Source organism: Streptomyces lacaronensis, assembly GCF_047337785.1.
Classification (GTDB): domain Bacteria; phylum Actinomycetota; class Actinomycetes; order Streptomycetales; family Streptomycetaceae; genus Streptomyces; species Streptomyces lycopersici.
The window spans coordinates 6,270,369-6,291,186 of the sequence record NZ_JBLHDK010000003.1 but is presented as its reverse complement, the minus strand read 5'-3'; the positions used below and the strand labels follow the sequence as shown (position 1 = coordinate 6,291,186).

Annotated in this window: 19 protein-coding genes and 2 pseudogenes; 9 read left to right on the top strand and 12 right to left on the bottom strand. The window is 71.5% G+C overall.

The window, feature by feature from the left end:
- Window positions 1-112 precede the first annotated feature (112 nt).
- The 7 genes and pseudogenes from ACMTAK_RS27495 to ssd form a co-directional block, all read right to left on the bottom strand.
- Window positions 113-310: pseudogene (locus tag ACMTAK_RS27495) on the bottom strand (Rv3654c family TadE-like protein); the annotation flags it as partial.
- An 86-nt stretch (window positions 311-396) separates the two neighbouring features.
- Window positions 397-864 carry a TadE family type IV pilus minor pilin gene (locus ACMTAK_RS27490; RefSeq protein WP_413808660.1) on the bottom strand — a complete coding sequence of 156 codons (468 nt, stop codon included), beginning with the start codon at window positions 862-864 and terminating at the stop codon, window positions 397-399.
- A gap of 130 nt (window positions 865-994) precedes the next feature.
- Window positions 995-1,192, bottom strand: a complete 198-nt coding sequence (locus ACMTAK_RS27485) for a DUF4244 domain-containing protein (protein WP_210945418.1) — start codon at window positions 1,190-1,192, stop codon at window positions 995-997.
- 192 nt (window positions 1,193-1,384) lie between these two features.
- Complete coding sequence (locus tag ACMTAK_RS27480) at window positions 1,385-2,203, bottom strand: type II secretion system F family protein (RefSeq protein ID WP_413808659.1); 819 nt, start codon at window positions 2,201-2,203, stop codon at window positions 1,385-1,387.
- Window positions 2,200-3,162: a type II secretion system F family protein gene (locus ACMTAK_RS27475; protein ID WP_413808658.1), complete on the bottom strand. Its 963-nt coding sequence runs from the start codon at window positions 3,160-3,162 to the stop codon at window positions 2,200-2,202. The genes ACMTAK_RS27480 and ACMTAK_RS27475 overlap by 4 nt, the downstream gene beginning before the upstream one ends.
- Complete coding sequence (locus ACMTAK_RS27470; RefSeq protein WP_413808657.1) at window positions 3,159-4,325, bottom strand: TadA family conjugal transfer-associated ATPase; 1,167 nt, start codon at window positions 4,323-4,325, stop codon at window positions 3,159-3,161. The genes ACMTAK_RS27475 and ACMTAK_RS27470 overlap by 4 nt, the downstream gene beginning before the upstream one ends.
- Window positions 4,322-5,431, bottom strand: coding sequence for a septum site-determining protein Ssd (ssd, locus tag ACMTAK_RS27465; protein ID WP_413808656.1), 1,110 nt, complete (start codon window positions 5,429-5,431; stop codon window positions 4,322-4,324). Before ssd ends, ACMTAK_RS27470 begins: the two co-directional genes overlap by 4 nt.
- Before the next feature lie 453 nt (window positions 5,432-5,884).
- Between ssd and ACMTAK_RS27460 the strand changes: the two genes are divergently transcribed.
- A complete protein-coding gene (locus tag ACMTAK_RS27460; protein WP_413808655.1) occupies window positions 5,885-6,721 on the top strand; it encodes an HAD family hydrolase in 837 nt (278 codons plus the stop codon).
- Window positions 6,722-7,101: 380 nt separating this feature from the next.
- Here ACMTAK_RS27460 and ACMTAK_RS27455 read toward each other — a convergent pair whose 3' ends face one another.
- Window positions 7,102-7,929, bottom strand: coding sequence for a Fic family protein (locus tag ACMTAK_RS27455; protein ID WP_413808654.1), 828 nt, complete (start codon window positions 7,927-7,929; stop codon window positions 7,102-7,104).
- 102 nt (window positions 7,930-8,031) lie between these two features.
- On the opposite strand from ACMTAK_RS27455, the gene ACMTAK_RS27450 reads away from it, so the two are divergent.
- Window positions 8,032-9,036, top strand: coding sequence for an ATP-binding protein (locus ACMTAK_RS27450; protein WP_413808653.1), 1,005 nt, complete (start codon window positions 8,032-8,034; stop codon window positions 9,034-9,036).
- A 130-nt stretch (window positions 9,037-9,166) separates the two neighbouring features.
- Here the strand turns inward: ACMTAK_RS27450 and ACMTAK_RS27445 are convergent, their stop codons facing one another.
- The gene (locus tag ACMTAK_RS27445) at window positions 9,167-9,616 is read right to left on the bottom strand and encodes a polysaccharide deacetylase family protein (protein ID WP_413808652.1); all 450 of its coding nucleotides are present in this window, start codon (window positions 9,614-9,616) and stop codon (window positions 9,167-9,169) included.
- Window positions 9,617-10,240: 624 nt separating this feature from the next.
- Between ACMTAK_RS27445 and ACMTAK_RS27440 the strand changes: the two are divergent.
- The 6 genes and pseudogenes from ACMTAK_RS27440 to ACMTAK_RS27415 form a co-directional block, all read left to right on the top strand.
- Window positions 10,241-11,311: pseudogene (locus ACMTAK_RS27440) on the top strand (carbonic anhydrase); the annotation flags it as partial.
- 114 nt (window positions 11,312-11,425) lie between these two features.
- A complete protein-coding gene (gene acs, locus ACMTAK_RS27435; RefSeq protein WP_413808651.1) occupies window positions 11,426-13,387 on the top strand; it encodes an acetate--CoA ligase in 1,962 nt (653 codons plus the stop codon).
- 325 nt (window positions 13,388-13,712) lie between these two features.
- The gene (gene nhaA, locus ACMTAK_RS27430; RefSeq protein WP_413808650.1) at window positions 13,713-15,104 is read left to right on the top strand and encodes a Na+/H+ antiporter NhaA; all 1,392 of its coding nucleotides are present in this window, start codon (window positions 13,713-13,715) and stop codon (window positions 15,102-15,104) included.
- 174 nt (window positions 15,105-15,278) lie between these two features.
- Window positions 15,279-15,740: a phage holin family protein gene (locus ACMTAK_RS27425; RefSeq protein ID WP_413808649.1), complete on the top strand. Its 462-nt coding sequence runs from the start codon at window positions 15,279-15,281 to the stop codon at window positions 15,738-15,740.
- The gene (locus tag ACMTAK_RS27420; protein WP_413808648.1) at window positions 15,737-16,663 is read left to right on the top strand and encodes an alpha/beta fold hydrolase; all 927 of its coding nucleotides are present in this window, start codon (window positions 15,737-15,739) and stop codon (window positions 16,661-16,663) included. The genes ACMTAK_RS27425 and ACMTAK_RS27420 overlap by 4 nt, the downstream gene beginning before the upstream one ends.
- A 143-nt stretch (window positions 16,664-16,806) precedes the next feature.
- Window positions 16,807-17,010: a hypothetical protein gene (locus ACMTAK_RS27415; RefSeq protein ID WP_078956796.1), complete on the top strand. Its 204-nt coding sequence runs from the start codon at window positions 16,807-16,809 to the stop codon at window positions 17,008-17,010.
- Window positions 17,011-17,052: 42 nt separating this feature from the next.
- Here ACMTAK_RS27415 and ACMTAK_RS27410 read toward each other — a convergent pair whose 3' ends face one another.
- Genes ACMTAK_RS27410 through nth form a run of 3 tightly spaced genes read right to left on the bottom strand, consistent with a single transcriptional unit; the run spans window position 17,053 to window position 19,793 of the window.
- Window positions 17,053-18,255, bottom strand: coding sequence for a MarP family serine protease (locus ACMTAK_RS27410; protein WP_413808647.1), 1,203 nt, complete (start codon window positions 18,253-18,255; stop codon window positions 17,053-17,055).
- Between the two features lie 12 nt (window positions 18,256-18,267).
- Window positions 18,268-18,951: an NUDIX hydrolase gene (locus ACMTAK_RS27405; RefSeq protein ID WP_413808646.1), complete on the bottom strand. Its 684-nt coding sequence runs from the start codon at window positions 18,949-18,951 to the stop codon at window positions 18,268-18,270.
- Complete coding sequence (gene nth, locus ACMTAK_RS27400) at window positions 18,948-19,793, bottom strand: endonuclease III (protein ID WP_413808645.1); 846 nt, start codon at window positions 19,791-19,793, stop codon at window positions 18,948-18,950. The genes ACMTAK_RS27405 and nth overlap by 4 nt, the downstream gene beginning before the upstream one ends.
- Before the next feature lie 248 nt (window positions 19,794-20,041).
- On the opposite strand from nth, the gene ACMTAK_RS27395 reads away from it, so the two are divergent.
- Entirely contained in the window at window positions 20,042-20,716 is a 675-nt protein-coding gene (locus tag ACMTAK_RS27395; protein WP_014061749.1) for a Crp/Fnr family transcriptional regulator, read from the top strand.
- The last annotated feature ends 102 nt before the right edge of the window (window positions 20,717-20,818 follow it).

The following is a 20,818-nucleotide window of genomic DNA, read 5'->3' as shown; positions in this document are numbered from 1 at the left end:
CGCGGCCCGGTGGGGACAGCGGTCCGGTGACCCCGGTGACGGGAGTGCCCGCGGGCCCCGCCCGCGCCCGGACGCGGAGGGCGAACGGGCCGGTGCGCACCTCCGCCGTGAGATCCGCGATCTCATCGCTCAGGGCACAGCGCACCACACGCGCCCCCTGCGCGGAGGCCACCCGCCGGGCGAGATCACACGCCGTACGAGCCCCCTCCAAGCCGTGGTCCGCCGCCGCGAGCGCCGCCAGATCGGCGGCGCCGCCCGCCCGGTGGCGCGCCAGCATGGCCTGCCCGGCCGCCAGCACGGCCGCGAACACCACGCACAGGGCCGTCGCGGCCAGCGCGGTCCAGACGGTGGCCGACCCCCGGTCGTCCGCCCGCCTCACCGGGCCGCCTCGCGGGCTCACGGGACCGCCTCCCGGGCCACACCGCCCGCGCCGCCCGCACCACACGCACCGCCCGCACCGCACGCGCCGACCCTGCCCATCGCGTCGCCCGCGCCCACCGAGTCCTCGGCGAGCGCGGCGGCCTCTCCGCGCAGATCCACCGCCAGCGGTCCGGGTCCGGCGGCATGGGTACGCACGCGCACCCGCACCAGGTCCCCCTCCCGCCACAGCTCGACCCGCGCTCCATCGGGCGCGGCCGAGCGGGCGGCGGCCATCGCGTCCGCCTCCGGCTCCGAACGCGCCGCCGCCCTCGCCCCGGCCCTGGCCGCGTCCACGCACTGAAGCTGCGCGGACGCGGCCATCAGCCCCCAGATCAGCATCAGGGCGAACAGCGCCAGCACCGGGAGCGCGAGGGCCGCCTCCGCCGTTACGTAGCCGCTGTCCGTCCCAGGGCCCCAGGCCCCCCGGACGCCCCTCCTGGGCACCCACGGGGCCATCTGGACGCCGCCGCGGGCCCTCCGGACGCCACCGGCCCTCCGGACGCTGCTGGCCCTCGGGACGCCCCGCGCGCCGCTCCTGGCGTGCGAGCCCGTCCGCTTCCCCGTTCCCGGCGGCTCAGAACTGCGCATCGAGCGCCCGTCCGATGACCGACTGCAGCGCACCGCTGACGGCCCCGCTGGTCACCACCTTGTAGAGCACCGCGGCGAAACCGCATGCCGCGATCGTTCCCATCGCGTACTCGGCGGTGGTCATGCCCGCCTCGGCCTTCGCCCGCGCCGCCGCGTACCGCCGTACCCACCACTGCTTCACCATGTCGGCCCCCCTTGTCCTGTCCGCGGTGCCACCGACCGCGGTGTCGTCGTTCGTCGTGCTGTTGTCGTTCGTCGTGCCGTTGTCGTTCGTCGTGCGGTTGTCGTGCAGTTGCCGCTCGCGCGGGTCTCGTTGGTGCCGCTGTCGTCGGAGCCGCTGTCGTTCGCTGCGTTGTCGTCCTGGTCCCGCCCGTGTTCAGGGGCCCTCGCCCATCAGGCCGCGGGCCAGCCCGATCATCACCGGGACCAGACCGACCAGCAGGAACGCGGGGAGGAAGCAGCCCGCGAGCGGCGCGTTGACCAGCACACCGGTGCGGTCGGCCCGTCTCATCGCCTCCCGCCCCTGCTCGGCCCGGTATTCGGCCGCCAGCCGGGACACCGGCTCCACCGCCGGAGCGCCCGTTGTCCCGGCGCGTTCCAGAGCGCGCGCCAGCCCCTGCGCTCCGGGCAGGGCTCCGATGCGCCCCCAGGCGTGGGCCGGTTCGCCGCCCAGCCGCAGCTCCGCCGCGGTCTGGGCGAGCCGCTCACCCACCGGGCCGCCGAGCGAACCTCCCACCGCTTCCGCCGCCCTCCGCGGGCCCGCTCCGGCCGCCAGGCATGCCGTCAGCAGATCGGCGGCCAGCGGGATCTGACGCGCGGCGATGGCCTCGAGGTGCCGGTTACGGCCGGACCGCCCAGCCGTGGCCCGGCGGTGCCGCTGCCACCGCCGGAGGCCGCAGGCCGCGGCGAGACCCAGCGCCCACCCCGACGGCCCCCCGACGAGGACGACGGCGATCGTCAGCGCGCCGCCCGGCGCGGCCCAGGCGGGCAGAGCACCCGCACCGGACCCGGCGCGCCACCGCCGCCACGGCCGGGCCCGCCGCGGCCGCCCGTGCTCCGCAGCCGGAAGCAGCGCCATCAGCCGTCGTCGGGCGCATCGCTCCCGACGGGCCTCGACCATCGCCATCGCCGTGCACAGGGCCGCCGCCAGGAAGGACAGCGAAATCCCCAGGCTGTGGACAACCTCGGCGCTCATCGGGCACCCCGGCGATCCGCTGGGCCTCGGTTCAGGTGCGGATCCCCTCGCCGCCACCCCGGCTCACGCGCGGCTCGTACCATCCGGCCGGTCCAGACCAGGCCCGCCCACTCCAGCAGGCCGCCGAGCAGCAGACAGCTCAGCCCGGCCGGGGTGTGCAGCAGCACATGCAGCGGATCGGAGCCCATCAGACCGCCCAGCACCAGCCCGACGACGGGCAGCACGGCCAGCCCGAGGGCGGTGGCCTTGGCGCCCGCCAGCTTGGCGTCCAGGCTCTCCCGCTGGTCTCGCTCGGCGCGCAGCGCCGCCGCCACCCGGTCGAGACCCGCCGCCAGGCCCGCCCCTTCGTCGACCGCCACCTGCCAGCAGGCGGCGACCCCGATCAGCCCCTCGGCGCCCGGCAGCCGGGCCACCCTCCGCAGCGCGTCCGGCACATCCCCGCCAAACCGCGCCGCAGCCGTCACCAGCCCCCAACGCTCCCTCAGGTGCCCCGGGTCCACCGCCAGCAGCGCCTCGCCGGGATGCCGCCCGGCCCGTAGCTCGCCCGCCACGGTGGCACAGAGCTGGATCACCCCGGCGGCGCGCCGCACACGGTCCCGCTCGCCCCGCCGGGACCGCAGCCACCGGCCGACGACCGGAGTGGCCAGCACCGCCCCGACCAGCGGCAGAACCGACGCGCCCAGCAGCGCGATCACACATCCGACCGGCAGACACAGCAGCTCACGCCCCATCCGCCCGCCGTACTTGACCCGCCAGCGCTCCCTCAGCCAGGCGGCGGTCTCGGACAGCCGCCGCACCGGGTCGGTTCCCTCTGACTCGACGGGTCCGCCGCCGGCCAGCAGCAGCCTGGCCCGGCGCAGCTCCCGGTCCCGCCCGGTGAGCAGCCATAAGGCCGCCCCCACGCACAGCGTCACGGCACAGAGAGTCAGCGCCCCTGGGTCCGCTCCCGCGCCCGTCATGCCGCGTCTCCGCCCCGTGCGCACAGCCGCTGGAGCCGCTGCCACCCGGCCGCCCGCTCAAAGCCCTCGGGGCTCCAGACGGCCGCGGGGACGGTCGTGACGTAGCCCGCCCGGTCCCGGTCCAGCACATGCAGCTCGGCGATCCTGCGCCGCCCGGCGCGGTCGCGCACCAGATGGACCACGACCGACAGCGCCGCCGCCAACTGGCTGTGGAGCGCGCCCCGGTCCAGACCGGCGGTCGAGCCGAGCGCCTCCAGCCGCGCGGGCACATCGGCCGCCGTATTGGCGTGGACAGTGCCGCAGCCACCCTCATGGCCGGTGTTCAGGGCGCCCAGGAGGTCGGTGACCTCGGCGCCCCTCACCTCGCCGACCACCAGCCGGTCGGGGCGCATGCGCAGCGCCTGCCGCACCAGATCCCGCAGGGTGACCTGGCCCCGGCCCTCCTGATTGGCGGGGCGGGTCTCCAGCCGGACCACATGCGGATGGTCGGGCCGCAGCTCGGCCGAGTCCTCGGCGAGGACGATCCGCTCCCGTGGGCCGACCAGCCCCAGCAGGGTGCTCAGCAGTGTTGTCTTGCCCGAGCCCGTACCGCCGCTGATCAGGTAGGAAAGCCTGGCGTCCAGCATGGCTCGCAGCAGCCGCGCGCCGTCCGGCGGCACCGTCCCAGCCGCCTCCAGCTCCGCGAGTGAGAACGCCCGGGGGCGCACCACCCGCAGCGACAGACAGGTCGAGCCGACCGCGACCGGAGGGAGCACCGCATGCAGCCGGGTCCCGTCCGGCAGCCGGGCGTCCACCCATGGCCGGGCGTCGTCCAGCCGCCGCCCGGCCACCGCGGCGAGCCGCTGCGCGAGCCTGCGCACGGCGGCCGCGTCCACGAACGTGACCCCCGTGCGCTCCAGCCCCGAACCCCGGTCCACCCACACCTCGTCGGGGGCGGTGACCAGGACGTCCGTGACATCGCGGGCGGCCAGCAGCGGCTCCAGGGGGCCGGAGCCGACCAGCTCCGAGCGCAGCGCCTCCACGACCCCGAGCACCTCGGTGTCGCCGAGCAGCCGACCCTCCTCACGCAGGGCCGACGCCACCCGCGCGGGCGTGGGCTCCGCGCCGCTCCCGGCCAGCCGCAGCCGCACCGCGTCCAGCAGATCCGGCGATACGGCGCTCATGCGGTGACACCTCCCTCGTCGGCGAGGGCGCGCGCCCAGAACTCGGCGCAGAACCGGCCGAGCGGTCCACGGGGGCTGCTGCCCGGGGGTTCCCCGCCCTCGAACGCGTCCGCCAGACCGGGCTCCGGTGGCAGCTGACCGGCCAGCGGCAGCCCGAGCAGTTCCGCGATCTCCTCGTCGCCGAGCTCCGGCCCGCACGGGCCACGCACCACCGCGCGCAAATCCCGCAGCACCATGCCCACCGTGGACGCCACCCGGTGCGCGGCCGCGACCGCTCGCAGCTCCGCCGGGACGACCAGCAGCCCGAGGTCGATCTGGGACAGCGCCTCGGCCGCCGCGTCGTCGACGCGGCGCGGCAGATCCACCACCACGACCCCGCCGCGCCGTCGGGCCGCGGCCAGCACCGCCCGCATCGCGGACGCCGGGATGACGACCGAATCGCCGCGGTCCCAGCTGAGCACCCGCAGCGCGTGCAGCTCGGGCAGCGACTCCTCGAGGGCGCTTCCGGCGACCCGCCCCCGCGACTCGGCGAAGGCGGGCCATCTCAGCCCCTGCGCGCCCTCGCCACCGAGCAGCACATCGAGCCCGCCACCCAGCGGATCGGCATCGATCAGCATGGTGCGCCGCCCGGAGCGGGCCGCGGTGACCGCCAGGGCGCAGGCGAGGGTGGAGGCACCCGCGCCGCCGCGGCCGCCGATGACCCCGACGGTCAGGGCCTGTCGGCCCACGCCTTCGGCGACATCGGCGATCCGGTCCACCAGCCAGGTCTCGGCATCGGGCAGGAACGCCACATTGTCCGCGCCGAGCGCCACCGCCCGCCGCCAGATGCCGTGGTCGTCCAGATCGCGCCCGATGAGCAGCACCCCTTGTCTGCGGGCTCGGTCGGTCAGCCGGGCGGCCGAGTCGTCGCCGACCAGAATCAGCGGTGCGGCCTCCCAGCTGCCCCGGCGGGTGAGCGCGCCATGCGCCACTTCCGGTTCCGCTCCGGCCGCCGCGCACAGCCGCAGCAGATCATCGAGAAGCGCCTCGTCCTCGGTGACGATGAGCGGTCTGCTTCGCTGTCCTTCGGTCGCCGAAGGGCGTTCCGGTGTGATGGATGCAGTCACGATCCCCTCCCATATCCGTTACGCGCTCTCACTCCCGCGAACAGCGAGTGCGAGCATCGCTGAGAATCACCGTGCTGCGATCCAGAAAATCTTGGGGATCTTGGTCCAAAACCGTGGACAACTCATCAGTTGTGAATATCCCAGTCACCTAAACCAGTGACTTCCGGAGAGCAGCCTAGCGATTACGTACGGTTACCACTCAGGCTGTGGAGAGGCGGGGCCGCACGGGCCCGAGGGAGGGGAGCAAGATCTCGTGAGAACGCCGAAAATGCGTCCGGACATGCGACGACCCCCGCCGGGGGGGAGAGCGGGGGTCGTCCCCACGGCCGACTCGGGGGGGGAGGAGTCGGGCCGGGTTAGCACGGTCGCGAACGATCCGTGACTTCCATGGTGTACCCGAGAGCCTTCTCAGGCAAACCCACGCGCCTCAGCTTACGCCGAATGGTGGGCCCTATGCTCGGCGTCGTGGAAAACCACTCCTTGCCTCGGACAGCTGCCTTCTTTGACCTGGACAAGACGGTCATTGCGAAGTCAAGCACTCTCACCTTCAGCAAGTCCTTCTACCGGGGTGGGCTGATCAACCGCCGGGCCGCACTGCGTACTGCCTATGCACAGTTTGTCTTCCTCGCCGGCCGCACCGATCACGAGCAGATGGAGCGGATGCGCAAGTACCTCTCCGCGCTCTGCCGAGGATGGAATGTCCAGCAGGTCAAGGAGATCGTCGCGGAGACCCTGCACGACCTCATCGACCCCATCATCTACGACGAGGCCGCCTCGCTCATCGACGAGCATCACACCGCCGGCCGCGATGTGGTGATCGTCAGCACCTCCGGCGCGGAGGTGGTCGAGCCGATCGGCGAGCTTCTGGGCGCGGACCGCGTGGTGGCCACTCGCATGGTCGTCGAGGATGGGGTGTTCACCGGAGAGGTGGAGTACTACGCCTATGGCCCGACCAAGGCGGAGGCGATCGCCGAGTTGGCGGAGTCGGAGGGCTACGACTTGTCGCGCTGTTACGCCTACAGCGATTCGGTGACCGATGTCCCGATGCTGGAGGCGGTCGGCCACCCCCATACGGTCAACCCGGACCGGGCGCTGCGGCGCGAGGCGGCGGCGCGCGGCTGGCCGGTGCTCTCGTTCAACCGTCCGGTGCGGTTGAAGCAGCGCAGACCCTCTCTCTCCATGCCACCGCGCCCGGTTCTCGCCGTCGCGGCGGCCGTCGGCGCGGCCGCCGCCACCGCCGGACTGCTGTGGTACACCAATCGGCGCCGCGCCCTTTATGCCCGCGTTTAGGGGTAACGGCAAAGATCTGCGGCGAGGGGTTCCGATTGACCTCTCGCAGGAGTACAAAGGAATCGACGGCCCGCGAGACCAGGGGTATCCGGGAGGAAACCCCCAGACGCCAAGGCCCCACGGACCGAGCACAGATGCTGAGCACCCACGCGACGTCGACCCGTCGATTACGGGCCAGCCGCACCAGGGACGGGCAGAAGTTCCCGACCTGATGGGCGATTGAGATTGCACGCATGGTAACCCGGCAGCTGTGCCAGCGGCGGTGCCCACGTGGTACCGCCGCAACTCTTGTCCGGGGCCGGTCCGGCTTGGTCCGACGTCAGACCGCACTCTCCCGCGTCAGCCCGCGCCTCTCCGACGTCAGGCCACACCCATCCGCGTCAGGCCGCCCCGCGCTGCAGGGCCTCGCAGACCGCCGTGGACTCCCGCACGCCGAGCTCAACCGCCCGTCCGCAGTGCGCGATCCACACCGCCATCCCCTCCGGCGTCCCCGAGGCATAGCCCTCCAGCGCGGCCATGTACGGCGCGGCGCCCAGCTCCGCGTATCCCACCTCGGCCGGGCAGATGGACTTCGGATCGAGACCGCTGCCGACCAGCACGATCCGTTCGGCCGCACGCGCCACCAGACCATTGCGGGAGACAAAGGGCCGCAGGGCGAGCAGTTCGCCATGCACCACCGCCGCCGTCACCAGCGCCGGAGCCTCACTGCCCGCGAGCAGCAGCCGGGCCAGCCCATCGAGCCGTCCCGCGACCTCGTCCGCGTCCGGCAGCGGCAGATCGGATCCGATCAGCGGCTCGTCCACCGGCTCACCCGACTGCCGTGGGCGGCCGATTCCCTCGTCGCCCTCCGCTCCTCCCGCCGCGACCAGATGCAGCCGGGCCAGCACCCGCAGCGGCGACTGCCGCCAGATGCTCAGCAGCTGCCCCGCCTCGGCGGTCAGCCGTAGCGCCGCCCCCACCGTGCGCGGCTCGCCCTCGACCCCGAAGTCGGTGCGCCGGCGCACCTCTTCCAGCGCCCAGTCCGCACCGGCCAGCGCGGCGGAACCCCGCGCTCCGCGCAACGCCGCCTCGGAGGTGACCTCATTGCTGCGGCGGCGCATCACCCGGTGCCCATAGACCCGGTCCACGGCGGTCCGTACGGCGTTCACGGACTCGGTCACGCCGGGCAGCGCGGCCAGGGTGGCGAGCGGATCAGCTGACGTACTCATGAGTACGACACTACGCACCTCGCGCTGGGCGCCCCTCGTTGGAGTGGTGTTCTTCACGTAAATCCCTCATGGTCCGGGATCACTCACCTACGCTAGGTGAACATGAAGATCGCTTTCGTAGGCAAGGGTGGAAGCGGCAAGACCACGCTGTCGTCGCTGTTCATCCGCCATCTCGCCACCACCCACGCCCCCGTCGTCGCCGTCGACGCCGACATCAATCAGCATCTGGGTGTGGCACTCGGACTCGACGAGGCGGAGGCCGCCGCACTGCCCGCGATGGGCGCCCATCTCCCGCTGATCAAGGACTACTTGCGCGGTACGAACCCCCGGATCGCCTCCGCCGAGACCATGATCAAGACCACCCCGCCTGGTGAAGGCTCGCGGCTGCTGCGGATCGGTGAGGACAACCCCGTCTACCAGGCCTGCGCCCGCACCCTGCCGCTCGACAACGGGTCGGTGCGGCTGATGGCGACAGGCCCCTTCACCGAATCCGACCTCGGCGTCGCCTGCTACCACTCCAAGGTCGGCGCGATCGAGCTCTGCCTGAACCATCTGGTCGACGGGCGCGGCGAGTTCATCGTCGTCGACATGACGGCGGGCAGCGATTCCTTCGCCTCCGGCCTCTTCACCCGCTTCGACATGACGTTCCTGGTGGCCGAGCCCACGCGTAAGGGCGTCTCCGTCTACCGCCAGTACAAGGAGTACGCCCGCGACTTCGATGTGGCGCTCAGAGTGGTCGGCAACAAGGTGCAGGGCCCGGACGACCTGGACTTCCTCCGGGCGGAGGTGGGCGATGACCTGCTGGTCGCGTTCGGCCACTCCGACTGGGTCCGGGCGATGGAGAAGGGCCGTGCGCCCCGGTTCGAGGAGCTGGAGGAGACGAACCGCGAGGCACTGCGGACACTGCAAGGCGCGGTCGACGCCTCGTACGAGCGGCGCGACTGGCAGCGGTACACCCGACAGATGGTGCACTTCCATCTGAAGAACGCGCAGAGCTGGGGGAATGCGAAGACGGGTGCCGACCTTGCCGCCCAGGTCGACCCCGCCTTCGGACTGCGGGAGTTCGTGCCGGAGGAGAGCTCGGCGGCTACTCCCGCTCCCGCTTAGCCGTCCGCGTGTGGTGCCCGGACGTCCGCTCATGAGCCGTTTCGCGATCGGACGTCCGCCCCAGGCTCGGCGGCCAGATAACTCTTCCAGCCACCCGGTGGCCGCATCCCGACGTCCAGCACCCGCAGCTTCACTCGAAGTGATTGCCGATGAACAGCGGTGCCCGGTTGCCCTCGTACGCCCGGTCGAAGGCGGCGGGCATGCCGTCGCGCATCGGACGGCCCCAGGTGGAGCACTTGGGCCGCTTGCCGTTCTTCTTGCGCGGCTTGTTGGCGAGGAAGTTGTACTTCAGGGAGAGCGTCTCGAACGCGCGGCCCGGTACCGGGATCCGCTGTAGCGGGAAGTCCCAGATGCCGTGGATCTCGCGGGTGCCGATCTCATTGCCGTCCAGCCAGGCACCGCGGAGCTGCTCCACCGTGGCCTTGATGCCCTCGACGTCGTTGAAGTCGATCGACGAGGCGCCGCGCCGGTGCCTGGGCGGGTCGTAGAGGTACCGGCGCGGAGAGCGCCACCGCCGCGACCAGCAGTGCAGTGACCTTCCTTCTGGCCCTTCTGCCTCCGCTGGCCCCCATACCGCCACCTCGATCCTCGTGTCGCGCTCTGCCCTGGGAGATCCGGCCGTATAGGCGAAAACCTCGCACAGGCGGAGAAAAGAACAGAGGATGACAAAGTGTTTTAAATGACTATTCACCCCGTAGGGGGAATACCGACCCACTCTCCCTCAAAAGACTTCCCAGCGACTTTACTCGGCATTACGATTCATTTACCAACGCTTGGAAGTCAGTACCGCAGTACGCCGTGACCCACGGCCGCGCGCCCATCCGCGACCGAAGCCCCGGAGGAGACGGGAATGTTGAAGCTCTTGGACAGGATCCACCGGGTCTACCGCCTCAGACACGGAGATCTCTCCGCCTCGGCCGCCCTCTTCCGATTCACCGTTCCTCTCTCACTGGGTATCGCCTCCGTCTCGCTGGGCATCGCGTCGGCCTGCGGTGCCTCGCTCCGGGCCGGACTCTTGGCCGCCGCCGCGGCCCTCGCGATCACCCTCCTCACGGCGCTCCTCCGACTCTCGGGCTCCCGGCTGCCCTCAGGCTCCGGGCGGCCTTCGGGCTCCGGGCGGCCTTCGGGCTCCGGGCGGGCGACGGGCCCCGGGCGGGCGACGGGCCCCGGGCGACCCTCAGGCTCCCGGCGACCTTCGGGCCCCGGGCGGTCAGCGGCCGATGGACGGGCGGCGCGGCGAGTCGCGGAGGCGGACGGCGTCCGGGCCTGCCGGCCGTGGACGCCTTGGCGCGATCACCACTGCACCCGTCCGGCCCCGGCGGCTTCGGGCGTCGGAGCGAGCGTCGCCGCCGGTGGGGACGCGGGCGGTCAGCTGCTCGGCGGGGTGAGCACGTTCCAGCGCCATACGGCACCGCTGGTCCGCGATGAGCTGGCCCGGCTGGCGCGGGAGGGGCAGCGACCCAGCCAGCTGTTCCTCACCTGCGCCGACTCCCGCCTGGTGACCAGCATGATCACCTCCAGCGGCCCCGGAGATCTGTTCACCGTGCGCAATGTCGGCAATCTGGTGCCACCACCGGGCGCCGATGACTCCTGCGACTCGGTGGGCGCGGCGATCGAGTACGCGGTGGAGGTGCTGAAGATCAGCAGCATCACGGTGTGCGGCCACTCCGGATGCGGTGCGATGCAGGCGCTGCTCGACCCATCGGCGCCGGTCCGCACACCGCCCCATCCCGGGGCGCCCACCGTCGGCACCGAGGTATACGCCGGGCCTGGGGCGCCCTCCGACAGACCCGAGGCATCCGCTGGCGGGCCCGGGGCATCCTCCGACGGGGACGGGACGCCGCTGGAGCGCTGGCTGCGCCACGGTAGACCGGCGCTGGCACGGATGGAGCGGATCGGTCGGCTGGGGCGCGGCGAGGTCGGCCTGTCGAACCGGGCGGTCGCCGATGACGCGGAGCGGCTGGCGCTGGTCAATGTGAGACAGCAGCTCGACCATCTGATGGAGCACGCCTGTGTGGCACGGCGGGTGGCGGAGGGCGGGCTGGCAGTGCATGGCATGTATTTCCAGGTGGCGGAGGCCCAGGCGTATGTCCTGGACACGGGTACGGGGAGGTTTCTGCCCGTCCGCCCGGACCATGGCGTGCCGGACCATGGCGCGTCGATGCCCGTCTGCCTCGCCGCCACGGCGGCCCCCACCCGGCTCGGTAGCGGTCGTTCCGGCGCGGCGGAGCGAGGCGACGACCCCGTTCAGGGCGCTCTGGAGCTGGGACGGTGACGTACACGACTAAAGGTCTAAACCAATTCTCGGCGACAGCCCTTGTCAGGGTGTGCCGTTGGCTGATGAGCTATGGCCTGGGACACAACGGACACCCTGGGAATGGGAGATGTCGTGAGTAACGAGAGCCTGGCCAACCTTCTTCGGGAGGAGCGTCGCTTCGCGCCGCCCGCCGAGCTGACCGCGAACGCCAATGTCACGGCCGAGGCGTATGAGCGGGCGAAGGCGGACCGCCTGGGCTTCTGGGCCGAGCAGGCCCGTCGGCTGTCCTGGGCGACCGCGCCGACCGAGACACTCGACTGGTCGAACCCGCCCTTCGCGAAGTGGTTCGCCGACGGCAAGCTCAATGTGGCGTACAACTGCGTCGACCGGCATGTCGAGAACGGCCTGGGCGACCGGGTGGCGCTGCACTTCGAGGGCGAGCCCGGCGACACCCGCTCCCTCACCTACGCCGAGCTGCAGCGAGAGGTCTCCCAAGCGGCCCACGCACTGACCGAGTTGGGTGTCCGGTCGGGCGACCGGGTCGCGATCTACATGCCGATGATCCCGGAGACCGTGATCGCGATGCTGGCCTGCGCCCGCATCGGCGCCCCGCATTCGGTGGTCTTCGGCGGCTTCTCGGCCGACGCTCTCGCCACCCGTATCCAGGACGCCGACGCCCGGGTCATCATCACCGCCGACGGCGGCTACCGCCGCGGCAAGCCGTCCGCGCTCAAGCCCGCCGTCGACGAGGCGCTCACCCGGCCCGGCACCGAGAACGTGCGCAATGTGCTGGTCGTCCGCCGCACCGGCCAGGAGGTGGACTGGAGCGAGGGCCGCGACGTCTGGTGGCACGAGATCGTGGAGCGCCAGCCGGAGCAGCACACCCCCGAGGCGTTCGACGCCGAGCACCCGCTGTTCATCCTCTACACCTCGGGCACGACCGGTAAGCCGAAGGGCATCCTGCACACCTCCGGCGGCTACCTCACCCAGGTCTCCTACACCCACCACGCCGTCTTCGACCTCAAGCCGGAGACCGATGTCTTCTGGTGCACGGCGGACGTCGGCTGGGTCACCGGCCACTCGTACATCGTCTACGGCCCGCTCTCCAACGGCGCCACCGAGGTGCTCTACGAGGGCACCCCGGACACCCCGCACCAGGGCCGCTGGTGGGAGGTCGTCCAGAAGTACGGGGTCACCATCCTGTACACCGCCCCGACCGCGATCCGCGCCTGCATGAAGTGGGGCGACGACATCCCGGCCAAGTTCGACCTCTCCTCGCTGCGGATCCTCGGCTCCGTCGGCGAGCCCATCAACCCCGAGGCATGGGTCTGGTACCGCAAGCACATCGGCGCTGACACCACTCCCGTCGTCGACACCTGGTGGCAGACCGAGACCGGCGGCATCATGATCAGCCCGCTGCCGGGCGTCACCGCCGCCAAGCCCGGTTCGGCCCAGGTCGCGCTGCCGGGCATCGCCGCCACCGTCGTGGACGACGAGGCCAATGAGGTGCCGAACGGCCATGGCGGCTATCTGGTGCTCACCGAGCCGTGGCCGTCCATGCTCCGCACCATCTGGGGCGACGACCAGCGCTACCTGGACACCTACTGGTCCCGCTTCGACAAGCGCTACTTCGCGGGCGACGGCGCCAAGAAGGACGACGACGGCGACATCTGGCTGCTCGGCCGGGTCGACGATGTGATGCTGGTCTCCGGCCACAACATCTCCACGACCGAGGTCGAGTCGGCCCTCGTCTCGCACCCCAAGGTCGCCGAGGCGGCGGTCGTCGGTGCCACCGACCCACAGACCACCCAGGCCATCTGCGCGTTCGTCATCTTGCGCGGCACCGCGGCCGAGGACGAGGGCCTGGTCGAGGAGTTGCGGGCGCATGTGGCCAAGCAGCTCGGCCCGATCGCCAAGCCCAAGCGGATCCTGCCGGTGGCCGAGCTGCCCAAGACCCGCTCCGGCAAGATCATGCGGCGTCTGCTGCGCGATGTCGCCGAGAACCGGGCCCTGGGCGATGTCACCACGCTCACCGACTCCTCCGTCATGGAGCTGATCCAGAGCAAGCTGCCCTCCGCCCCCAGCGAGGACTGATCGCGGCACCCGCGCCGAACAGACGAGGGGCGCTCCCGCCTGGCGGGGCGCCCCTTCGCTGTGGCTGCCACCGGTGAACCGTCACGGGCGGCCGTTACGGGCGGCCGTCACGGGCAGCCGTCACCCGCGGCCGCCGCAGGTGGCTTGCACGCGCGGCCGCCACAGGTGGCTGTCGCAGGTGGCCGTCGCAGGTGGCCGTCGCAGGTGGCTGTCGCAGGTGGCCGTCGCACAAAAATTGCGACAAGATGATGGAGGAGCGCCGGGAAGTCTGGTCGGCATACGCCATACGTGTATCCGCACCTCGACCCACCCAGGAGGCCCGCCCGTGGCCGCGCCCACCAGCCGCAAGTTTCTCGGACGCCTGTCGCTGTCCGAGCGGACGTTCGTCATCGACGCGCTGCGCACCGAGACCGTCGGTGGTGTGATCCTCCTAGTGGCCGCCATCGTGGCGCTGATCCTCGCCAACACCCCCCTCAGCGGCGTCTACGGCGACATCAGGGACTTCTCCTTCGGCCCCCAGGCGCTGCATCTGCGTCTCTCGGTCGCCTCCTGGGCCACCGACGGGCTGCTGACGATCTTCTTCTTCGTCGCCGGTATCGAGCTCAAGCGCGAGCTGGTGGCGGGCGAGCTGCGCGACCCCAAGGCCGCCGCGCTGCCCGTGATCGCCGCCGTCTGCGGCATGGTCGTGCCCGCGCTCGTCTATGTCATCGTCAGCGCGAGCGGCGGCGGCAGTCTCAAGGGCTGGGCCGTGCCGACCGCCACCGATATCGCCTTCGCACTCGCCGTCCTCGCCGTGATCGGCACCGCGCTGCCCGCCGCGCTGCGCGCCTTCCTGCTCACTCTCGCGGTCGTCGACGATCTCGGCGCGATCGTCATCATCGCGATCTTCTTCACCCAGCACATCAACTTCGTCGCCCTGATCCTGTCGGTCGCCGCGCTCGCCCTCTTCTGGCTGCTGCACCGCAAGGGCGTCCGGACGGCCTGGATATATGTCCCGCTCGCCGTGGTGATCTGGGCGCTGATGCATGCCAGCGGTGTGCATGCCACCATCGCCGGCGTCGCGATGGGCCTGATGCTGCGCTGCACCGTACGGGACGGTGAGGAGCGCTCCCCCGCCGAGCGTGTCGAGCACCGGGTGCGCCCGGTGTCGGCGGGGGTGGCGGTACCGCTGTTCGCGCTGTTCGCGGCCGGGGTGCCGCTCTCCGGCGGTGCCGTGGCGGATGTCTTCACCCGCCCGGAGACCCTCGGCGTCGTCCTCGGTCTCGTCGTGGGCAAGGCCGTCGGCGTCTTCGGCGGCTCCTGGTGCGCCGCCCGCTTCACCAGGGCCGAGCTGAACGAAGACCTGGCCTGGGCCGATGTCTTCGCCGTGGCCACCCTCGCCGGAATCGGCTTCACCGTCTCCCTCCTCATCGACGAACTCGCCTTCCCCGACGACCCCACGCTCGCCGAGGAGATCAAGGCGGCGGTCCTCATCGGCTCGCTGACCGCCGCCCTCTTCGCCGGGGTCCTCCTCAAACTGCGCAACACCAAGTACCAGCGGCTGTGTCAGGAGGAGGAGCGGGACGAGGACATGGACGGCATCCCGGATATCTATGAGCTCGACAGCCCCGCGTACCACCTCCGGATGGCCGCCATTCACGAGGCAAAGGCCGCCGAGCACCGGCGGCTTGCCGAAGTGGCTGCCGCGAACGACTCCGGCGACGATGGTCCGGCATGATCTGAGAGGCTTGACACCCGTAGAAATGCGCAGAAGACGTAGCAAGCACCACGAGGTACCAAGCACTGACGGCGTGCCAAGCGCTGACGACGTGCCAAGCACGAACGACGCGGCACGAGCGCAAGACGCACAAGACACGAGCGGTAAGACGCACAAGAGCAGAGGGAGATGGCGATGAGCGCAGCCGACGACGGCGGCAACCGCAGCCTCGGCCAGCTGGTGGCGACGGCGACCACCGAGCTGTCGGCGCTGGTGCACGACGAGATCGCGCTGGCCAAGGCCGAGCTCCGGGTGGGGGCCAAGAAGGCCGTGGTCGGCAGCGGCGCGGGGATGGCGGCCGGGGTGCTGCTGCTGTTCTCGCTGCCGGTGCTGAGTTTCGCCCTCGCCTACGGCATGCGCTCGTGGACCGGTCTCGGCCTCGCCTGGTGCTTCCTGATCGTGGGCGGTATCTACTGGCTGTTCGCCGGGATCCTGGGTCTGCTGGCGCTGCTGAAGTTCAAGAAGGTCAAGGCGCCGAAGCGGTCGATTTCCTCGTCCAAGGAGACGGCCGCCGTACTGGGGAGCGTCAAGCCGCATCCGCGTGCCGGGAGCAATGGCGGACGCCCGGCGCGGGATGTGACACGCTCGTCGGCATGACCGTCCCTGATACCTCCGCGTCGGTCGTACGGCTCGACGGCCCCTGGACCCACCGGGATGTCGCGGCCAACGGCGCGCGCTTCCACATCGCCGAGCAGGGTGACGGCCCGCTGGTACTGCTGTTGCACGGCTTTCCGCAGTTCTGGTGGACCTGGCGGCACCAACTGCCCGCGCTCGCCGACGCCGGCTACCGCGCGGTCGCGATGGATCTGCGCGGGGTGGGCGGCAGCGACCGTACGCCGCGGGGTTACGACCCGGCCAACCTCGCCCTCGACATCACCGGTGTGATCCGCTCGCTGGGCGAGCCGGACGCCGCACTCGTAGGCCATGACCTGGGCGGATATCTGGCGTGGACGGCCGCCGTGATGCGGCCGAAGCTGGTGCGGCGGCTCGCGGTGGCCTCGATGCCGCATCCCCGCCGCTGGCGCTCGGCGATGGTCGCGGACGTCAAGCAGAGCGCGGCCAGCTCCCATATCTGGGGTTTCCAGCGGCCCTGGCTGCCCGAGCGGCAGTTGGTCGCGGACGACGCCGCGGCCGTGGGGCGGTTGATCCGGGACTGGTCCGGACCGCGGCTGCCCGAGGACGAGGCGGTGGAGGTCTATCGGCGGGCGATGTGCATCCCCTCGACCGCGCACTGCTCGATCGAGCCGTACCGCTGGATGGTGCGGTCGCTGGCGCGGCCGGACGGTTTCCAGTTCAACCGGCGGATGAAGCGGCCGGTGCGGGTGCCGACCCTGCATCTGCACGGGTCACTCGACCCGGTGACGCGCACCCGTAGCGCGGCGGGCTCCGGGGAGTATGTCGAGGCGCCCTACCGCTGGCGGCTCTTCGACGGGCTCGGCCACTTCCCGCACGAGGAGGACCCCCAGGCCTTCACCACCGAGCTGATCAACTGGCTGAAGGACCCCGAACCCGACCGCTGAGCGTCATCGGACGTACGCATTCCGACCACGTTCCCCCGCGCGGGCGAACATCTGTTTTTCGAACAGCCAATTGCCTGGAGCATAGGCCAATTGCCGCAGCCAGCGGCGATTACGGACCTTGGGTCAGGGGCACACACCGAGGTATGGGCTGGACGCACGACTACCGTGACGCACCAAACAGCCGCGGCCCCGAGGCCGCCGCTACTGCCAATGCCGCGCTGAGTGTTTCCGAGCGGGGCGGCTCCGGGCCTACCCAAGGCCATGACCCGAACATCGGGATTCCCCGCATCATCCGCCGCCGGGCCCGGTGGGTCTCGGCGCGACTGCGCCATCCACGCGGCCGCTAGCAGCGTCTCGGGCGCGGCCCGGGGCCACAGCGACACCGGAAACTAGAGGGCACACCCCTGGCTGTCCACCGGCTGATCGGCCGTGCGCCCCTTCTGGATGTCCTCGCTCACTTCGTCCGACGTCAGCGCGTATCCGGTGTTGGCGTCGTCGAGGGACTTGGCGAACACCACGCCGTACACCCGCCCCTGCGGGGTGAGCAGCGGACCGCCGGAGTTGCCCTGCCGCACCGTCGCGTACAGCGAGTACACATCGCGGCGCACGGTGGAGCGGCGGTAGATGTCGGGGCCATTGGCCTCGATACGGCCGCGGACGCGGGCGGCGCGCACATCGAAGGCGCCGTTCTCCGGGAAGCCGGCGACGATCGCGCCATCACCGGTGCGCGCGTCGTCCTGCGCGAACTGCAGCGCCGGGGCCTGCAATGAGGGCACATCGAGGACCGCGATATCGCGCTTCCAGTCGTACAGCACGACCTTGGCGTCATAGAGCCGGCCCTCGCCGCCTATCTGCACGGTCGGGTCGCTGACGCCGCCGACGACATGGGCGTTGGTCATGACCCGGTTCGGGGCGAAGACGAAGCCGCTGCCCTCGAGGACCTTGCCGCAGCTGGGGGCGGTGCCGACGACCTTGACGATGCTCTCCTGCGCCCGTGTGGCCACCGGGGACTGGGCGAGCGCGGGGTCGGGCTGCGGCACCGTGGTGATCGGCTCGTTGGCGAAGGGCGAGAAGACCTGCGGGAAGCCGTTCTGCGCGAGCACCGAGGAGAAGTCGGTGAACCAGGTGTTCGCCTCGTCCGGAACGACGCGGGACACCCCGAGCAGCACCTTGGAGTCGCGGACCTCCCTGCCCAGGGTGGGGAGCGAGGTCTGGGCCACCAGGGAGCCGATCAGCCAGGCCACCAGCAGCATCGCCAGGACGTTCACCAGCGCGCCGCCGGTCGCGTCCAGGGCGCGCGCCGGTGACCAGGTGATGTACCGCCGGAGCTTGTTCCCCAGGTGGGTGGTGGCCGCCTGGCCGACCGAGGCGCACACGATCACCAGGACGATCGCCACCACGGCACCGACGGTGCCGGGGGATGTCTTGTCGTCGGTGGTGCCGTCCCATATGAGCGGCAGCAGATAGATCGCGATCAACCCACCACCGATGAACCCCGTCACCGACAGCACGCCGACGACGAACCCCTGGCGGTAGCCGACGATCGCGAACCACACGGCGGCGAGCAGCAGCAGGATGTCCAGCACATTCACCGGAACACCGTCTCACGCGCGCCAGTCGAGTGGGACGCGCTTGGCTCGGTCCCACGGTCGCTCCCACCCCGCGTAATGCAGGATGCGATCGATCACTCCGGCGGTGAAACCCCAGACCAGAGCGGATCCCACCAGGAAGGCGGGCCCCCGGTGGCCGCTGGGGTGGACGGTGGTGGCCCGGTTCTCCGGGTCCGTGAGATCCGCCACGGGGACCGTGAAGACCCGGGCCGTCTCGGCCGGGTCCACCGGCCCGACCGGGGTGGGCCGACGCCACCAGCCCAGCACCGGGGTGACGACGAAGCCGCTCACCGGGATGTAGAGCCGCGGCAGCACCGCGAAGACCTGGACCCCCGAGGGGTCGAGCCCGGTCTCCTCCTCGGCCTCGCGCAGCGCCGCGCGCAGCGGACCCTCCTCCTCCGGATCGCCGTCCTCCGGGTCGAGGGCGCCGCCGGGGAAGGAGGGCTGGCCGGCGTGCGAGCGCAGCGAGCCGGAGCGCTCCATGAGCAGCAGCTCCGGGCCCCCGGGGCCCTCGCCGAAGAGCACCAGCACGGCGGAGGGACGGCCTCCGCCCTGCGCGGGCGGCAGAAACCGGCTCAGCTGGCGCGGCTCGATCGTCTCGGCCAGCCGGGCCACCGGGAGCAGCCACTCCGGCAGCCCCTGGGCGCTGACCTCCACATCCCCGTAGGTGCTCGTCATTCGGCGGCCCCCAGGGGGGCGGCTGGGCGGCCGGGGTAGTCGGACGGCGGGCGCAGGCGCTGGCCAGGCTGGCCGCCCATCTCGTACTTCAGCAGCTTCTTCGCCTTGTCCGGGTCGGTCTCGCCCTCCCCGAACGCCGGGCAGAGCGGGGCGATCGGGCAGGCGCCGCACGCGGGCTTGCGGGCGTGGCAGACGCGGCGGCCGTGGAAGATGATGCGGTGCGAGAGCATCGTCCACTCGCTCTTGGGGAAGAGCGCGGCGATCTCGGCCTCGACCTTCTCGGGGTCCTCCTGGGCGGTCCACTTCCAGCGCCGCACCAGCCGCCCGAAGTGGGTGTCCACGGTCAGGCCCGGCACCCCGAAGGCATTGCCGAGCACCACATTGGCTGTCTTACGGCCGACACCGGGCAGGGTGACCAGGTCCTCGAGCCGGCCCGGGACCTCGCCGCCGAACCGGTCGCGGAGGGCGGCGGAGAGGCCGAGCAGCGATTTGGCCTTGGCGCGGAAGAAGCCGGTGGGCCTGATCAGCTGCTCCAGGGCCTCCGGGTCGGCGGCGGCCATGTCCTCGGGCGTCGGATACGCGGCGAAGAGCGCGGGGGTGGTCTGGTTGACCCGCAGATCGGTGGTCTGGGCCGACAGGACCGTGGCCACCAGCAGCTGGAACGAGTTCTCGAAGTCCAGCTCGGGATGGGCGTACGGATACACCTCGGCGAGCTCGCGGTTGATGCGCCGGGCGCGGCGGACGAGGGCGAGCCGGGACTCGGGACGGGCGCCCTTCGAGCCCTTGACCGATTTATGCGGTTTCGAGCCTTCTGTCGAGTCGGCGGAATCTTGTTCGCCCACAGCGGAATTACGAGGTGCGGTCACCCGTCCGGCCCCCTTGCCCTGTGCTCTCACCGGCGTATTGGACACCCGGCCAGCCTAAGCCCACCCACTGACATCCGGCCCGGCCGCCGTGAAGAGGCCCCCAATCGGACCCCTGCCGCACAGCTCGGCAGGCCAGTGCGTCAAACTTGTGATTGATCGCACTGTTTTACCGTCCGGCATCATGGGGACGTCGGTCCCCTGTGCATGTCGACAAGGAGAGACTCGTGGACGACGTTCTGCGGCGCGCCCCGCTCTTCGCGGCGCTCGATGACGAGCAGGCCGCTGAGCTGCGCGCCTCCATGGGAGAGGTCACCCTCGCGCGGGGTGACGCGCTCTTCCACGAAGGGGACCCCGGCGATCGCCTGTACGTGGTCACCGAGGGCAAGGTGAAGCTCCACCGCACCTCTCCCGACGGCCGCGAGAACATGCTGGCCGTGCTCGGCCCCGGCGAGCTGATCGGCGAACTGTCGCTCTTCGACCCGGGCCCGCGCACCGCCACCGCCACCGCGCTGACCGAAGTCAAGCTGCTCGGTCTCGGCCACGGCGATCTCCAGCCGTGGCTGAACGCCCGGCCCGAGGTCGCCTCCGCGCTGCTGCGCGCGGTCGCCCGGCGCCTGCGCAAGACCAACGACCAGATGTCCGACCTGGTCTTCTCCGACGTCCCCGGCCGGGTCGCCAGGGCCCTGCTGGACCTGTCGCGCCGCTTCGGCGTGCAGTCGGAGGAAGGCATCCATGTCGTCCACGACCTGACCCAGGAGGAACTGGCCCAGCTGGTCGGCGCCTCCCGCGAGACCGTCAACAAGGCGCTCGCCGACTTCGCGGGCCGCGGCTGGCTGCGGCTGGAGGCGCGCGCGGTGATCCTGCTGGACGTCGAGCGGCTGGCCAAGCGCTCCCGCTGACGCCGGACGGAGCACGAAAGACCGACCGTAAGGGGCCCGCCGGAATCCGGTGGGCCCCTTACGGCGCTCATGAACGGCCGGCCCCAGGCGCTCAGCCCGTGC

Bases quoted from the DNA above. Each gene is read 5' to 3' on its own strand.
- ACMTAK_RS27450 (WP_413808653.1), top strand. From the start codon at position 8,032: ATGAAGATCGCTTTCGTAGGCAAGGGTGGAAGCGGCAAGACCACGCTG.
- ACMTAK_RS27455 (WP_413808654.1), bottom strand. From the start codon at position 7,929: ATGAGTACGTCAGCTGATCCGCTCGCCACCCTGGCCGCGCTGCCCGGC.
- ACMTAK_RS27475 (WP_413808658.1), bottom strand. From the start codon at position 3,162: ATGACGGGCGCGGGAGCGGACCCAGGGGCGCTGACTCTCTGTGCCGTG.
- ACMTAK_RS27420 (WP_413808648.1), top strand. From the start codon at position 15,737: ATGACCGTCCCTGATACCTCCGCGTCGGTCGTACGGCTCGACGGCCCC.
- ACMTAK_RS27425 (WP_413808649.1), top strand. From the start codon at position 15,279: ATGAGCGCAGCCGACGACGGCGGCAACCGCAGCCTCGGCCAGCTGGTG.
- ACMTAK_RS27485 (WP_210945418.1), bottom strand. From the start codon at position 1,192: ATGGTGAAGCAGTGGTGGGTACGGCGGTACGCGGCGGCGCGGGCGAAG.
- ACMTAK_RS27405 (WP_413808646.1), bottom strand. From the start codon at position 18,951: ATGACGAGCACCTACGGGGATGTGGAGGTCAGCGCCCAGGGGCTGCCG.
- ACMTAK_RS27460 (WP_413808655.1), top strand. From the start codon at position 5,885: ATGCTCGGCGTCGTGGAAAACCACTCCTTGCCTCGGACAGCTGCCTTC.
- ACMTAK_RS27470 (WP_413808657.1), bottom strand. From the start codon at position 4,325: ATGAGCGCCGTATCGCCGGATCTGCTGGACGCGGTGCGGCTGCGGCTG.
- ACMTAK_RS27480 (WP_413808659.1), bottom strand. From the start codon at position 2,203: ATGAGCGCCGAGGTTGTCCACAGCCTGGGGATTTCGCTGTCCTTCCTG.
- ACMTAK_RS27415 (WP_078956796.1), top strand. From the start codon at position 16,807: ATGGGCTGGACGCACGACTACCGTGACGCACCAAACAGCCGCGGCCCC.